Consider the following 13,813-nt stretch of genomic DNA (forward strand, 5'->3'; position numbering starts at 1 on the left):
ATGGTATGACCGCCGCAGTCATACCATTCTTCGCGACTCGATCATTCCCTTTCCCTGCATTCGCCACTAACTTCGGTGGCAGAGCAAGAAACCGCAGGCGTGAAAGGGAAGAAGATGGACGACACGAAGACCGCCGCCGGCCCGCTGGACGGGGTTCGGGTGATCGACCTCTCGACCGTGGTGATGGGCCCGTACGCGGCGCAGATCCTCGGTGACCTGGGCGCCGACGTGATCAAGATCGAGTCCCCCGCCGACACCGTGCGGGTCGGCCGGTACCGCACCACGCCGGGGATGACCCCGCTCAACCTGAACGTGAACCGCAACAAGCGCAGCGTCGCCCTCAACCTGAAGGACGCCGGCGAGCGCGAGCAGGCGCTGGCGCTGATCGAGACCGCCGACGTGCTGATCACCAACATGCGCCCCGGCGCGCTGGCCCGGCTCGGCCTGGACTACGACCAGGTCGCCGCCCGCAACCCGCGCCTGGTCTACGCCCACGCGCAGGGCTTCCGCAGCGACTCCGACCGGGCCGGCAACGCCGCCTACGACGAGACCGTGCAGGCCGCGTCCGGGCTGGTCGACATCGCGAACCGCGCGATCGGCAAGCCGGTGTACCTGCCGACGATCCTCGGCGACAAGGTTTCGTCGCTGACCATCGCCTACAGCGTGCTCGCCGCGCTGCTGCACCGCGACAAGACCGGTGAGGGCCAGCAGGTCGAGATCCCGATGACCGACACGCTGATCGCGTTCAACCTGGTCGAGCACCTCGCCGGGCACGTGTTCGAGCCGGCCGAGGGCCCGACGGGCTTCCCGCTGTCGATGTCTAAGGGCCACCGCGCCGCGCCCACCAAGGACGGCCTCGCCTGCGTGATCCCCTACAACCCGCAGAACTTCCGCGACTTCTTCGCCGCGGCGGGCCGGCCGGACCTGGCCGGGGACCCGCGGGTGAACGGCGAGGCGATCGACAACGCCGACGTCGACGCGCTCGCGGAGCTGATCGACGAGTGCGCCCCGGCGCTGACCACCGCCGAGTGGGCCGAGGCGTGCGCCAAGCACAGCATCCCGATGGCCCCGGTGCTGGAGCTGGACCAGGCGCACGAAGACGCCTACGTCCGCGAAGGCCACCTGCTCGACACCGTCGAGCACCCGACCGAGGGCACCATCCGCACGGTCGGGATCCCGGTGCGGTTCTCCGCCACCCCGGCCTCGATCCGCCGCCAGGCGCCCGTCGCGGGCCAGGACACCGAAGCCGTGCTGGCCGAGCTGGCGAACCGCTGAACCCCTCGTGAGTGTCTATGACGGTTCTAACCGTCTTCAACACTCACAAGTCTTGAGACAGAAGAGAAGTGAAGTCATGAGCACCGAAGTGCGCACCGAGCGGATCGGCGGGACCCTGCTGATCACGATCGACCGGCCGAAGGCCCGCAACGCCGTGAACGCGGCGGTCGCGGCCGGGCTGGCGGAAGCACTGGACACCCTGGAGGCCGACCCCGAACTGCGGGCCGGCGTCCTCACCGGCGCCGACGGCACGTTCAGCGCCGGCATGGACCTCAAGGCCGCGCTGGCCGGCGAGTCCCCGGAGATCCCGGGCCGCGGGTTCGGCGGGCTGACCGAGGCCGCGCTGACGAAGCCGCTGATCGCGGCCGTCGAGGGCTGGGCCATGGGCGGCGGCTTCGAGCTGGCGCTCGGCTGCGACCTGATCGTCGCCGCCGAAGACGCGCGCTTCGGCCTGCCCGAGGTCAAGCGCGGCCTGATCGCCGCGGGCGGCGGGGTGATCCGGCTGCCCAAGCGGATCCCGCACCACCTGGCCATGGAGCTGCTGCTCACGGGCGAGCCGGTGACCGGCCGCCGCGCGGGCGAGCTGGGCCTGGTCAACCGGGTGGTCCCGGCGGGCGACGCGGCCGGTGTCGCGCTGCAGCTGGCCGAAGGGCTCGCGGTGAACGCCCCGCTGGCGCTCGCCGCCGTGAAGAAGATCGTGCGCGCCGCCGACGGCGTGCCGGACGCCGACGCGTTCGCCGCGCAGCGCGAGGAAATGGGGCCGCTGATGGCCTCGGCCGACGTCCGCGAGGGCATGACCGCCTTCGCCGAGCGCCGCGCTCCGAAGTGGACGGGACGGTAGGAAACCATGAAGGAATCGGAAGTCCGGCAGCACGTCACCACCCCGCTGGTGAACCCCGCGTTCGCGCCGGTCGTGCCGCGGTTCACCGACCGCGAGTACCTGAACATCGTCTACCGCACCGACCCCGACGCCCTGCGCGCCGTCGTCCCGGAGCCGCTTCGCTTCGATGAGCCGCTGGTGCGCTTCGAGGTGATGAAGATGGGCGACGTCAGCGGTTACGGCCCGTACACCGAGTCCGGCCAGGCGATCCCGGTCGTCCTCGACGGCGAGCACGGCGAGTACCTGCACGCGATGTACCTCGACAACTTCCCGGCCACCGCGTCCGGCCGCGAGGTCAGCGCCTACCCGAAGACCATCGGGGCGCCGAACCTCTATGTCGACAACGGCGCCCTCGTCGGCACGCTCGACTACGGCAGCCTCCGCGTCGCCACCGCGACCATGGGCTACAAGCACAACCGGCTCGACGCCGCCGACGCCACCGCCCAGATCACCGTGCCGACGTTCATGCTCAAGACGATCCCGAACTACGACGGCTCGCCCCGGGTGATGGAACTCGTCCGCACCGAGATCACCGACGTGGTCGTCAAGGAGGCCTGGACCGGCCCCGCGCGGCTGCAGCTGTTCGAGCACGTGCTCGCGCCGCTGGCCGACCTGCCGGTGCTCGAGGTCGTCTCCGCGAGCCACATCATCACGGACCTGACCCTCGCCCCGGTCAAGCCCGTCCACGACTACCTGACGGGAGCACAGCGATGAGCACGGAATTCCAGACTGCCGCGGTGATCGGCGCCGGCACCATCGGCCTGTCCTGGACGGCGCTGTTCGCCGGCCACGGCCTGACCGTCCGGGTGAGCGACCCGCGGCCGGACCTGGCCGAGGCAGTGGCCGAGGCGCTGGCCGAGTTCACCCCGCACCTCGCCGCCCGTGGCCTCGACGTCGACGGCCTGGCCGGGCGGGTGCAGCTCGCCGGCAGCGTGGCCGAGGCGGTCCGCGGCGCCGACGTGGTGCAGGAGAACGGGCCGGAGAACGTCGAGTTCAAAAAGGACCTGTTCGCCACCCTGGTGGCCGAGGCGCCGGCGCACGCGCTACTGCTCAGCTCGTCGTCCGCGATCCCGGCCACGGCCTTCACCGGCGGCTTGCCCGACGCGTCGCGAGTCCTGATTGGACACCCGTTCAACCCGCCGCACCTGATCCCGCTCGTGGAGGTCGTGCCCGGTGAGCGCACCAGCGAAGATTCGGTTCAGGCGGCCGTGGACTTCTACACCTCCCTCGGCCGGGTCCCGGTGGTGGAGCGCAAGGAGATGCCCGGCTTCGTCGGCAACCGGCTGCAGAACGCGCTGAACCGCGAGGCGATCTACCTGGTCGAGCAGGGCGTCGTCACCCCCGAGGACATCGACGCCGTGATGACGAACTCGCTCGGCGTCCGCTGGGCCACGGTCGGGCCGTTCCTCGGCTCGCACCTGGGCGGCGGCCCCGGCGGCTACCGGCACATGGCCGAGCACATCGGCGTGTCGATGAAGAAGATGTGGGACGGGCTGGGAAACCCGGCCCAGGGCCCCGAAGAAACCGAACGGCTCATCGAAGCCGTGGAAAAGGCTTACGGCTCCTCCACGTACTCGGAACTCGCCGGGACGCGTGACCGCAAGCAGCTCGCTGTTCTGTCCGCCTTGGCTGTGTCTTCCGGGGCCGAGCCCCAGACCCCAGCCGGGGGGCAAGCCCCCCTGGACCCCCGAACTGCCACAGACGAGGAGGAGAACTGACATGACCACCACCCTCGAAGACCAGCTCGTCGCCGACTTCTACGACTACGAGACCCTGCTCTCGGACGAGGAGCGCAAGCTGCTGCTCCAGGCGCGGACCTTCATGCGCGACGAGGTCAAGCCGCTGGTGAACGAGAACTGGGCCGCGGGCACGTTCCCGAAGGAGCTGATCGGGAAGTTCCGCGAGAGCGGGCTGGCCGGCCTGCCCTACGAGGGGTACGGCGAACACCGCCCGGCGGTCAGCAACCTGCTCACCGGCCTGATGGCGATGGAGATGAGCCGCACCGACGCTTCGGTCGCCACCTTCTTCGGTGTCCACAACGGACTCGCGATGTACTCGATCTACGCGGGCGGCAGTCAGGAGCAGCGGGACCGCTGGCTCCCGGAGATGGCCGCGATGGACAAGATCGGCGCGTTCGCGATGACCGAGCCGCTCGGCGGTTCAGACGTCGCGGGCGGCATGCGCACCACTGCCCGGCGCGACGGTGACAGCTGGATCCTCAACGGCGCCAAGCGCTGGATCGGCAACGCGACCTTCGCCGACTACGTGGTGGTCTGGGCGCGCGACGAAGAAGACAACAACGTCAAGGGTTTTGTGGTCGAGAAGGGCACCCCGGGCTTCTCGCCGGTGAAGATCGAGGGCAAGATCGCGTTCCGCATCGTCGAGAACGCCGAGATCACCCTGACCGGCGTCCGCGTGCCGGAGGCGAACCGCCTGCAGGGCATCGATTCCTTCCGCGACGTCGCGGAGATCCTGCGCGCCACCCGCGGCGGGGTCGCCTGGCAGGCGCTGGGCGTGATGATCGGCGCGTACGAGCTGGCGCTGGACTACGCCAAGGAGCGCAAGCAGTTCGGCCGCCCGATCGCCCGGTTCCAGCTGGTGCAGGACCTGCTCGTGAAGAGCCTCGGCAACATCACCGCTTCGTGGGGCATGCTGGTGCAGCTGGCCCGCCTGCAGGACGCCGGGATCTTCAAGGACGAGCACTCCTCGCTGGCCAAGGCGTTCGTCACCTCGCGGATGCGTGAGGTCGTGGCCTGGAGCCGTGAGATCTTCGGCGGCAACGGGATCGTGCTGGACTACGACATCGCCCGGTTCTTCGCCGACGCGGAGGCGATCTACTCCTTCGAGGGCACCCGTGAGATGAACACCCTCATCGTCGGCAAGGCGATCACGGGGCAAAGCGCTTTCGTGTGACCAAAAGCTCGTGAGTGTTTAGGACGGTTAGAACCGTCATAAACACTCACGAGCCGTTGGGGTCAGTTCACGCAGCCGGTGGCGTTCGACGTCACCGGCTGCTGCGGCGTTCCCGGAACCCCGCTGGACGGCGGTGTCGCGGACTCGGTCACCGCAATCGGCCGGACGCCGCCGTTGTTGTGACCGGCCGAAGGCGGCGTGGTCGCGGTGCCGGTCTCGCCGCCGGCACCGGCGGCGGAGCTGGCCGCGGACCCGATCTGGTCCTGCACGAACGCCTTGACCTGCGCCGGGTTGACCTTCACCGCGTCACCGTCGGACGGGGTCGCCAGTGAGAGGCTCTGCACCGGGATGGTGACGAAGCCGATCGAGCCCGAGCTGATGCCGTGCAGCTGCTGGGCGAAGCTCAGGATGTCCCAGCCCTGGTCCAGCACCACGGAGCCCTGCAGCGCGTCGACGAGCGCGGTGAGCTGCGACGGGTTGGTGAGCGTGCCGGAGCTGAGCACGTTCTTGGCCATGCCGGCCAGGAACGCCTGCTGGCGGGCGATCCGGTCCAGGTCGCCGTTGGGCAGGCCGTGGCGCTGCCGGACGAAGGCGAGCGCCTGCGCGCCGGACAGCGTCTGCGGGCCGGCCGGGAAGTTCGCGCCGGAGTAGCTGTCGTTCACCGGCGCCTTGAGGCACACCTGCACCCCGCCGACGGCCTGGCTGAGCGCGGCGAACCCGGCGAGGTTCACGGCCGCGTAGTGGTTGATGGTCAGCCCGGTGAGCTCCTGGACGGCGGCGATCGCGGACTTCGCGCCCTCGGCGTCGGCCGCGACCTCCAGCTGCGGGCCACTGAGCCCCTGGGACTGCAGGTGCGAGCGCGAGGCGGCGCGGGCGCGGCTGTACGCGGAGTTGATCTTGTGCTTGCCGAACCCCGGAACGTCCACATAGGAGTCGCGCGGGATGGAGATCGCCGTGGCCGCCGCGCCGCCGACCGGCACGTGCACGACGATCATGGTGTCGGTGGTGTCGCCGCCGTCGTCGCCGCTGCCGGCGTGCAACGCGTCGAGCACGTTCTGTGGCAACGGGTTACCGTTCGAGTCGGTGCGCGAGTCGAGCCCGACGAGCAGGATGTTCTGCGCGACCTTCAACGGCTCACCGGCGGGCGAATCGGGCAACTGGGCGGAAGGCGGGATGATGTCGGCCGTGACGATGCCGGCGTCCAGCCGGTTCAGCTGCGCCCAGGCGTACCCCGAGGCGGCCAGAACCAGTGTCGACACCACGCCCACCGCGACGCGGCGACCTACGCGGCTGCCCCGAGACGTGACCGGCACGGCGGATTCCCCTTAGCTTGGCGAAGATGTGAGCCCCTGTCTTCGAGGATCACCGCGTTAGCTGGGAATAAGCTGAGAATCCTGTCGTAAAGATGTGATGGAGCCCGTTCGGCGCAGCCTTTGTGACCGGCACGACAGGACTTCGCAACACGGTGTGCCGCTTCGGGTACGGGGAGTTCCGCCACCGGGCCGGACCGTGTTAACGGGAGATTTCGCGCTCCCCGCACGGAATGTGGCTGCCGGGGCTGATGGGACCGCGGCTCAGCGCGGCATCCGCCGCCACACCGCGCGCGGGAGCAGACGCAGCACCGCGAACGCCAGTCGCAGCACGCCCGGCACCCAGACGACCCCGCGGCGTCGCCGGAGTGCGGCCACGGTGGCGTCCGCGACCTGATCCGGCGTGCTGGAGAACGGCGCCGGTGTCATGCCCTCGGTCATCCGGCCGATGACAAAGCCCGGCCGCACCACGAGGAGGTGCACGCCGGTGCCGTGGAGGGCGTCGGCGAGGCCGGACGCGAAGCCGTCGAGACCGGCCTTTGCCGAGCCGTAGACATAGTTGGCGCGGCGGACGCGGATGCCGGCCACCGAGGAGAACACCACGAGGCTGCCGGAACCCTGCGCGCGCAGCAGTTCCGCCGCGTGCGTGAGGACGGCGACCTGCGCGACGTAGTCGGTGTGCACGATCGCGGCGGCGTGCGCGGCATCGGCCTCCGCGCGGGACTGGTCGCCGAGGATGCCGAAGGCCAGCACCACCACGTCCAGCGGGCCGTGCTCGGCGATCAGGCCGTCGAGGAACGGGCGGTGCGCGGCGAGGTCGTCGGCGTCGAAGTCCGCGGTCACGACGGCCTCGGCGCCCGCCGAACGCAGGGCCGTCACCTGCGCCGACAGATCCGCGCCCGGCCGCGCGGCCAGCACGAACCGCCGCGCCCCGCCCGCGGCCAGCCGCGACGCGACCGCCGTCCCGATCTCGCTCCGGCCACCCAGCACCAGCACTGTTCCGCTCACGCGCGGCAGTCTGCCAGCCCCCGGCCGGCCCCTACCGGGTGGCCTGCTTCACAAACTGCAACTTTGCAGAACGTGCAAGTTTCCCGCTACCCTGGTCCGCATGCCCCCCGCCGGCCTGCGCGAGCGCAAGAAGCTCGAAACCCACCGGACGCTCGCCACCATCGCCGTCCGGCTGGTCGGCGAGCGCGGTCTGGACCACGTGACGGTCGAGGACATCGCCGCCGAGGCCGGGGTCTCCGCGCGCACCTTCTTCAACTACTTCGCGTCCAAAGAGGACTCCGTGGTGATCGCCTACGCCGACCACGCCGAGCGCGCCCACCGGATGGTCGGCCGCATCACCGCGCAGCCGGCCGGGATCGGCGCCCGCGACGCGCTGGTCGCCGCGCTGCGCGAGGACCTGGCCGAAATCGCCGGGCACCGCGACGAGTGGCTCACCCGGATCCGGATCATCAAGGAGAACCCGGGCCTGACGCTGCGGGCGATGTCGCTCAGCTCCGAAGCCGTCGAGCCGATCGTCGCCGCCATCGCGCGGCGCAGCGGCACCGACCCGGCGAAGGACGTGTTCCCGTCGCTGCTGCTGAGCGCGATCGGCGGCGCGATGAACGCCGCCCTGATGCTCTGGCGCGACCTCGGCGGCCGGCGCCCGCTGCTCGAACTCTTCGACGAGGCCGTCGCGGCACTGGCCACCGGGCTCGCCGACCCGCGCTGAACGACCGGCACCGAACGACCGGCACTGGCCGACCCGCACCGAAAAGCTCCGCTTCATCCGCGCTACCGAGGGGATCACCGTGTCCGTATCCGAAGCCGAGGCGCCCGGCGCGTCGGCCGTGATGAGCCGGCAGCAGGTGCTGCAGGCGATGTCCGGGCTGATGATGGGCATCTTCGTCGCCATCCTCGCCTCCACCGTGGTCGCGAACGCGCTGCCGCGGATCGTGTCCGAGCTGGGCGGCTCGCAGGCGTCCTACACCTGGGTGGTGACCACGGAGCTGCTCGCGATGACGGCGACGGTTCCGTTGTGGGGCAAGCTTTCCGACCTGTACAACAAGAAGCTGCTGATCCAGCTCTCGCTCGGGCTGTTCGTGGTCGGCTCGCTGGTGGCCGGGTTCGCGCCGAACATCGAGCTGCTGATCGTCAGCCGCGTCGCGCAGGGCATCGGCGGCGGCGGGCTGACGGCGCTGGCCCAGGTGATCATGGCGGCGATCGTCTCGCCGCGGCAGCTGGGCAAGTTCTCCGGCATCTTCGGCGCCGTCTTCGCCGTGGGCACCGTCGCGGGGCCGCTGATCGGCGGCGTCATGGTGGACACCTCGTGGCTCGGCTGGCGCTGGTGCTTCTTCCTCGGTGTCCCGTTCGCGGTCGCCGCGATCCTGCTGCTGCAGCGCACGCTGAAGCTGCCGACGATCCGGCGGGACGCGAAGGTGGACTATCTCGGCGCGTTCCTGATCATGCTCGGGGTGTCCACCCTGCTCGTCTGGTCCTCGCTGGCGGGCACCGAGTTCGCCTGGGGCTCCTGGCAGACGGCGGTGCTCGTGCCGGCCGGGCTGGCCGTGCTCGCGCTGGCGGTGTTCGTGGAGACGAAGGTGCCGGAGCCGATCATCCCCCTGAAGCTGTTCCGCAACCGCACGGTCACGCTCACCACCGTCGCGAGCTTCCTCGTCGGCGTGGCGATGTTCGGCGGCACCGTGTTCCTGTCGCAGTACTTCCAGCTCTCGCTCGGCAAGTCGCCGACGGTGGCCGGGCTGATGAGCCTGCCGATGATCTTCGGCCTGCTGGTCTCCTCGACCGTGTCCGGCCAGCTGATCAGCCGCACCGGGCGGTGGAAGGGCCACCTGCTGCTCGGCTCGGTGCTGATGGCCGCGGGGCTGGGCCTGCTCGGGCTGATCGACGCGCACACGAGCATCGTGGTGCTGAGCCTGTTCATGCTGGTGCTGGGCATCGGCGTCGGCATGCTGATGCAGAACCTGGTGCTGGTGACGCAGAACGACGTGCCGGCGCACGACCTCGGCGCGGCGACGTCCACGCTGTCGTTCTTCCGCAGCCTCGGCGGCTCGATCGGGGTGAGCGCGCTCGGCGCGGTGCTGGCCAACCGGGTCAGCACGCTGATCGCCCAGGGCCTCGGCCCGATGCCGGGCGCGAGCGGCGAGGGCGGGAAGGTGCCGAACCTGGCCGACCTGCCCGAGCCGGTCGCGACCGTGGTCCGCGAGGCCTACGGGACCGCGACCAGCGACCTCTTCCTGATCAGCGCGCCGATCGCGCTGCTGGTCGTGGTGGCGGTGGCGTTCCTGAAGCACCTGCCGCTCAAGACGCAGAGCGGGCTGGAGCGGATGGCGGAGGAAGAGGCGGCGTAGTCCTACAGTGCTCCGGTGACTGTGGACGACGGGTTCGGCGAACTGCTGGAGCGGCACCGCCGTGAGATCCGGGTGCACTGCTACCGGATGAGCGGTTCGTTCGAGGAGGCCGAAGACCTGACGCAGGAGGCGTTCCTGCGGGCGTGGAAGGGCCGGGCCTCGTTCGAGGGCCGGGCGAGCGTGCGGACGTGGCTGTACCGGATCGCCACCAACGTCTGCCTCGACGCGCTCGCCCGGCGCCCCCGCCGGGCGCTGCCCGATGAGCTGACTCCCGCAGCCGACCCGTACGCCGGGGAACTGGCCGCGCTGGACCGGCCGTGGCTCGGGCCGTTCCCCGACCGCCTGCTGGACGCCGCGGCGCCGGACGACACCGGCGCCGCGGTCGTCGAGCGGGAGACGATCGAGCTGGCGTTCCTCGCCGCGATCCAGCTCCTGCCGCCGCGCCAGCGGGCCGCGCTGGTACTGCGGGACGTGCTCGACTGGTCGGCCAAGGACACCGCGGCGCTGCTGGAGACTTCGGTGGCGTCGGCCAACAGCGCGCTGCAGCGGGCGCGGGAGACGCTGCGTTCGCGGCTGCCCGCCCGGCGCGCCGACTGGTCCGCGCCGGCGGCGACCACGGCCGGGGAAACGGCTCTGCTGCGCCGATTCGTCGCCGCGTACGAGTCCGCGGACCTGAGCGCCGTCGTCGAGTTGCTCCGCGAGGACGCCCGCGCGGTCATGCCGCCGTTCCCGCTGTGGTTCGACAGCCGGGCCCGGATCGTCGCGGCGCTGTCGACGAGTTTCGACGCGGAGTCGCCGTACTTCACCGGCCGCTTCCGGATGGTGCCGATCCGGGCGAACCGGTCCCCGGCAGTGGCCACTTACGTGTGCCGCCGCGGCGAAAACGAGTTCCGCCGTTTCGGTGTCACAGTGCTCACGGTCGAGCACGGGCTGGTGACCGCGATGGCCGCGTTCGAGACGCCTTCGTTCGCGCCTTACGGCCTGCCGGAAACACTCCGGGGATGAGAAAGCCCGGCCCGGCGATTCACGTGGAATCGCCGGACCGGGCCCAATGCCGGATCCCCAGTGGGGCGCTACTCAAATGACGCCGCCGGGAGAGGCGCTCTCGCCCTCGTCGCCGGGAGTGGTCACCGGCGCGCGGTCAGGCGGCGCGGTGCCGTTCTCCGGCGGCTGCGGTACGGGTGCGGACCAGCTTTCGGCGCTCCACCTCGGTGGTACCGCCGAAGACTCCGTTGTCCAGCCCGTTGTCGAGGGCGTAGGAAAGACAGGCCTCGCGGACCGGGCAGCGCGCGCAGACAGCCTTCGCCTGGGCGACCTGCCGGGCACCGGGCCCGACTTCAGAGATCGGGAAGAACAGTTCCGGATCCTCGTCCTGGCAGGCTGCGCGAGACAGCCAGCCGGTGGTCGTGAGTTCCATTGTCGCGTTTCACCTCCTGCCATTCATTGTCATTTCACGGTCAACCGAGTTCTCCCGGGCGCGCGGCACCGCTCATCAGGTGAGGCGCTCGGTGGGTTCTCGATCGCACTGCCCGGGCCCAGAAGGGCGGGTGGGCAACCGAATATCCAACGTACCAGGGATCGGGAATCTTCCCAGCCCTTCCGCTTCAGGTCACACCACAACTTGCTTGCGCCGCGCCGAGCCCGTGTCCGACGAGCCGCCGGCGCCGGCTGTCCAGCGCGACACGCGGGCCCGCGGCCGAGAATCCGTCAAGGACTCCTTGCCCGCGTGCGACGCGGGCAAGGAGTCCTTGACGGCGTGCCCGAGGGAGGTACCCCGGTACGCGCGGGGTTACTCGCGGTGCCGTGATCCGATCGTTACACCCGGAGGGCCGCTCACCGCACCTGAGTCATCGGGACTGTTTCCGGGACGAAGGGCGGTGGGCGAGGGTGGAGGACTTCTTCCGCGCCGAGTTCGTGCCGCTCGTGGCGTTCCTGTGCAAGGCGGGGGTGGCGCCCGCGTTGGCCCGCGACGTCGCCGCGGAGGCGCTGTTGCAGGCCACCGAGTTGCAGGCGGCCGGGGCGTGGCCGCCCGCCGGGGACCCGCGGGTCTGGGTGCGGCTGGTGGCCGCGCGCGTCGCGGACGAGCAGGCCTGGCTCGACGACGACCAGCCCGGCGAGGACGACGACAAGCTGACCGCGCTCGTCGAGCAGAACGCGCGGGTCATCGAAGTGCTGGCCACCCTGCCGGACACACAGCGGACGGTGCTGGTCTGGTCGCTGGACGGCTTCACGCCCGCGGACGTCGCCGCGGCCCTGCGGATGCCCCCCGCCACCGTGCGCTCCAACCTGCGGCACGCGCGGGACCGGCTCCGGCGCCGGGCCACCGCGCACGGCGCGGCACCCATGGACCAAGAGGAGGCCGTGATGGCCGTGGTACTCGAAGCGGACGCAGCCCTGCACGACTCGCTCAAGCTCGGCCTCGACGCCGACATCGAGACGGCACTGACGCGGGTGAAGGACCAGGCGCGCGAGAAGCCGGCACCCGCGTTCCCGGAGCACTGGTTGCCGCTGGACGGCCCGGTCACCGCCGCGGTCGCCGGGGACCACCGGGCGGCGGCCCGGCTGCTGGAGATCATCCGGCCGCTGGTGGTCCGGTACTGCCGCGGCCGCGTCGGCGGGCTGGAACGCTCGTACTCCTCGGCCGACGACCTCGCGCAGGAGGTGTGCCTCGCGGTCCTCACCGCGCTGCCCGCCTACCGCGACCAGGGCCGCCCGTTCCTCGCCTTCGTCTACGGCATCGCGCAGCACAAGGTCGCCGACGCCCACCGCGCCGCGGCCCGCAACCGCACCGAGCCGGTCCCCGACCTCCCGGACAGCGCCGCGACCGAGCACGGCCCGGAACAGCTGGCCCTGCAAGGAGAACTGAACGACCGGCTGTCGCGCCTTCTGGACGTCCTGCCCGACCGCCAGCGCGACATCGTCCTGCTGCGCGTCGTGGTCGGCCTCTCGGCGGAGGAGACGGCCGACGCCGTGGGCTCCACCCCGGGCGCCGTCCGGGTCTCCCAGCACCGCGCGTTGCTGCGGCTGCGGCGGCTGCTTTCCGCTCGCGAGCAGTGATGGTCCGTCAAGGCCTCCTTACCCGCGTCCTACGCGGGTAAGGAGGCCTTGACGGCCTTTGCGCCGCTCACGAGTCGGCGCCGAGCTTCGCGCGCACGAAGTCCGCGAGCGCCTGAGCCGGGCCTTCCGCGCCGTCGCGGGACAGGAGCATGAACTCGACCTCACCGGGGTCCGGGAGGCCGAGGCTGCCGGGCAGCGCGACGAGGTCCGCCGGGACGAGGCTGCGGGCGTGGGCCGTGACGCCGAGTCCGGCGGCCGCCGCGGCGCGCAGGCCGGTGAGGCTCGAGGTGAGGCACGCCGCGCGCCATTCGAGGCCCGCGCGCTCCAGCGCCTCGACCGCGAGCTGCCGCGTGACCGACGGCATCGGGTACTGCACCAGCGGCACCGGCTGCCCCGGCTCCAGCACGGTGGCCTCGGAGCCGATCCACACCAATGGCTCGCGCCGCAGCGGCGGGCCGTGGCCGGTGCCGGGCCGGCGTTTGCCGAGCACCAGGTCGAGCCGGCCCTCGGCGATGCGCTGGGCGAGCACGTCGGACAGCTCCACGTGCAGCTCGACGTCCACCAGCGGGTGACTGCGCCGCAGCCGCCGCAGGATCTCCGGCAGCACGCCGAGCGCGAAGTCCTCCGAGCAGCCGAACCGGACGCGCCCGCGGACCTCCACGCCGCGGAAGTGCCGGGCCGCGCGCTCCTCGGTGTCCACAATGGTCTGGGCGAAGCCGAGCATCGCCTGTCCCCGCGCGGTGAGGTCGACCGCGTGCGTGTCACGCGCGAACAGCAGCCCGCCCGCTTCGCCCTCCAGCCGCCGGATGTGCTGGCTGACTGTGGGCTGGCCCACACCCAGCCGGCGCGCCGCGGCCGTGAAGCTGCGGGTTTCGGCCACCGCGAGGAAGGAGCGGCACAGACGGGGATCCAGCATGCGGCCCATCTTATCGGCATCCACAATGACAGTCAGTACGGTCATCGGGGTTCCGAATGATCAGTGCCGCGCGCAGAATAGCCGTGAAAGGAGTTCCATGACCACCGTG

General features: G+C 71.1%; 13 protein-coding genes and 1 pseudogene. 10 read left to right on the forward strand and 4 right to left on the reverse strand.

Translation table 11 applies throughout. The features are described from left to right. Positions 1 to 114: 114 nt before the first annotated feature. The 5 genes from OG943_RS21155 to OG943_RS21175 all read left to right on the forward strand — a co-directional run bounded on the left by OG943_RS21155 (position 115) and on the right by OG943_RS21175 (position 5,068). On the forward strand, positions 115 to 1,275 hold the full coding sequence (locus OG943_RS21155) for a CaiB/BaiF CoA transferase family protein (protein WP_328611514.1): 1,161 nt from the start codon (positions 115 to 117) through the stop codon (positions 1,273 to 1,275). Between the two features lie 76 nt (positions 1,276 to 1,351). Further along, complete coding sequence (locus OG943_RS21160) at positions 1,352 to 2,116, forward strand: crotonase/enoyl-CoA hydratase family protein (RefSeq protein WP_328611515.1); 765 nt, start codon at positions 1,352 to 1,354, stop codon at positions 2,114 to 2,116. Positions 2,117 to 2,122: 6 nt separating this feature from the next. Beyond that, positions 2,123 to 2,869, forward strand: coding sequence for an acetoacetate decarboxylase (locus OG943_RS21165; RefSeq protein WP_328611516.1), 747 nt, complete (start codon positions 2,123 to 2,125; stop codon positions 2,867 to 2,869). Further along, complete coding sequence (locus tag OG943_RS21170; protein ID WP_328611517.1) at positions 2,866 to 3,873, forward strand: 3-hydroxyacyl-CoA dehydrogenase NAD-binding domain-containing protein; 1,008 nt, start codon at positions 2,866 to 2,868, stop codon at positions 3,871 to 3,873. Before OG943_RS21165 ends, OG943_RS21170 begins: the two co-directional genes overlap by 4 nt. Before the next feature lies 1 nt (position 3,874). After that, positions 3,875 to 5,068, forward strand: a complete 1,194-nt coding sequence (locus OG943_RS21175) for an acyl-CoA dehydrogenase family protein (protein ID WP_328611518.1) — start codon at positions 3,875 to 3,877, stop codon at positions 5,066 to 5,068. Positions 5,069 to 5,130: 62 nt separating this feature from the next. Here the strand turns inward: OG943_RS21175 and OG943_RS21180 are convergent, their stop codons facing one another. After that, positions 5,131 to 6,381: an LCP family protein gene (locus tag OG943_RS21180; protein ID WP_328611519.1), complete on the reverse strand. Its 1,251-nt coding sequence runs from the start codon at positions 6,379 to 6,381 to the stop codon at positions 5,131 to 5,133. A gap of 261 nt (positions 6,382 to 6,642) precedes the next feature. Beyond that, on the reverse strand, positions 6,643 to 7,386 hold the full coding sequence (locus OG943_RS21185; protein WP_328611520.1) for an SDR family NAD(P)-dependent oxidoreductase: 744 nt from the start codon (positions 7,384 to 7,386) through the stop codon (positions 6,643 to 6,645). Positions 7,387 to 7,486: 100 nt separating this feature from the next. Between OG943_RS21185 and OG943_RS21190 the strand changes: the two genes are divergently transcribed. The 3 genes from OG943_RS21190 (at position 7,487) to OG943_RS21200 (ending at position 10,736) form a co-directional block, all read left to right on the forward strand. After that, entirely contained in the window at positions 7,487 to 8,095 is a 609-nt protein-coding gene (locus OG943_RS21190; protein WP_328611521.1) for a TetR/AcrR family transcriptional regulator, read from the forward strand. A gap of 121 nt (positions 8,096 to 8,216) precedes the next feature. Beyond that, complete coding sequence (locus OG943_RS21195; protein WP_328612122.1) at positions 8,217 to 9,731, forward strand: MDR family MFS transporter; 1,515 nt, start codon at positions 8,217 to 8,219, stop codon at positions 9,729 to 9,731. A gap of 21 nt (positions 9,732 to 9,752) precedes the next feature. After that, positions 9,753 to 10,736 (forward strand): RNA polymerase subunit sigma-70, encoded by a 984-nt coding sequence (locus OG943_RS21200; protein ID WP_442874798.1) that lies wholly within the window; start codon positions 9,753 to 9,755, stop codon positions 10,734 to 10,736. 136 nt (positions 10,737 to 10,872) lie between these two features. Here the strand turns inward: OG943_RS21200 and OG943_RS21205 are convergent, their stop codons facing one another. Beyond that, complete coding sequence (locus OG943_RS21205; protein ID WP_328611523.1) at positions 10,873 to 11,148, reverse strand: WhiB family transcriptional regulator; 276 nt, start codon at positions 11,146 to 11,148, stop codon at positions 10,873 to 10,875. 752 nt (positions 11,149 to 11,900) lie between these two features. On the opposite strand from OG943_RS21205, the pseudogene OG943_RS48395 reads away from it, so the two are divergent. Further along, positions 11,901 to 12,029 (forward strand): annotated as a pseudogene (locus OG943_RS48395) (RNA polymerase sigma factor); the annotation flags it as partial. Between the two features lie 66 nt (positions 12,030 to 12,095). Continuing rightward, entirely contained in the window at positions 12,096 to 12,788 is a 693-nt protein-coding gene (locus tag OG943_RS48400; RefSeq protein ID WP_442874799.1) for a sigma-70 family RNA polymerase sigma factor, read from the forward strand. A gap of 67 nt (positions 12,789 to 12,855) precedes the next feature. Here OG943_RS48400 and OG943_RS21215 read toward each other — a convergent pair whose 3' ends face one another. Next, entirely contained in the window at positions 12,856 to 13,704 is an 849-nt protein-coding gene (locus OG943_RS21215) for a LysR family transcriptional regulator (RefSeq protein WP_328611525.1), read from the reverse strand. Between the last annotated feature and the right edge of the window lie 109 nt (positions 13,705 to 13,813).

It is taken from the genome of Amycolatopsis sp. NBC_00345 (assembly GCF_036116635.1).
Taxonomy (GTDB): Bacteria; Actinomycetota; Actinomycetes; order Mycobacteriales; family Pseudonocardiaceae; genus Amycolatopsis.

Bases quoted from the DNA above. Each gene is read 5' to 3' on its own strand.
- OG943_RS21175 (WP_328611518.1), top strand. From the start codon at position 3,875: ATGACCACCACCCTCGAAGACCAGCTCGTCGCCGACTTCTACGACTAC.
- OG943_RS21165 (WP_328611516.1), top strand. From the start codon at position 2,123: ATGAAGGAATCGGAAGTCCGGCAGCACGTCACCACCCCGCTGGTGAAC.
- OG943_RS48400 (WP_442874799.1), top strand. From the start codon at position 12,096: ATGGCCGTGGTACTCGAAGCGGACGCAGCCCTGCACGACTCGCTCAAG.
- OG943_RS21215 (WP_328611525.1), bottom strand. From the start codon at position 13,704: ATGCTGGATCCCCGTCTGTGCCGCTCCTTCCTCGCGGTGGCCGAAACC.
- OG943_RS21155 (WP_328611514.1), top strand. From the start codon at position 115: ATGGACGACACGAAGACCGCCGCCGGCCCGCTGGACGGGGTTCGGGTG.
- OG943_RS21190 (WP_328611521.1), top strand. From the start codon at position 7,487: ATGCCCCCCGCCGGCCTGCGCGAGCGCAAGAAGCTCGAAACCCACCGG.
- OG943_RS21170 (WP_328611517.1), top strand. From the start codon at position 2,866: ATGAGCACGGAATTCCAGACTGCCGCGGTGATCGGCGCCGGCACCATC.
- OG943_RS21205 (WP_328611523.1), bottom strand. From the start codon at position 11,148: ATGGAACTCACGACCACCGGCTGGCTGTCTCGCGCAGCCTGCCAGGAC.
- OG943_RS21160 (WP_328611515.1), top strand. From the start codon at position 1,352: ATGAGCACCGAAGTGCGCACCGAGCGGATCGGCGGGACCCTGCTGATC.
- OG943_RS21195 (WP_328612122.1), top strand. From the start codon at position 8,217: ATGAGCCGGCAGCAGGTGCTGCAGGCGATGTCCGGGCTGATGATGGGC.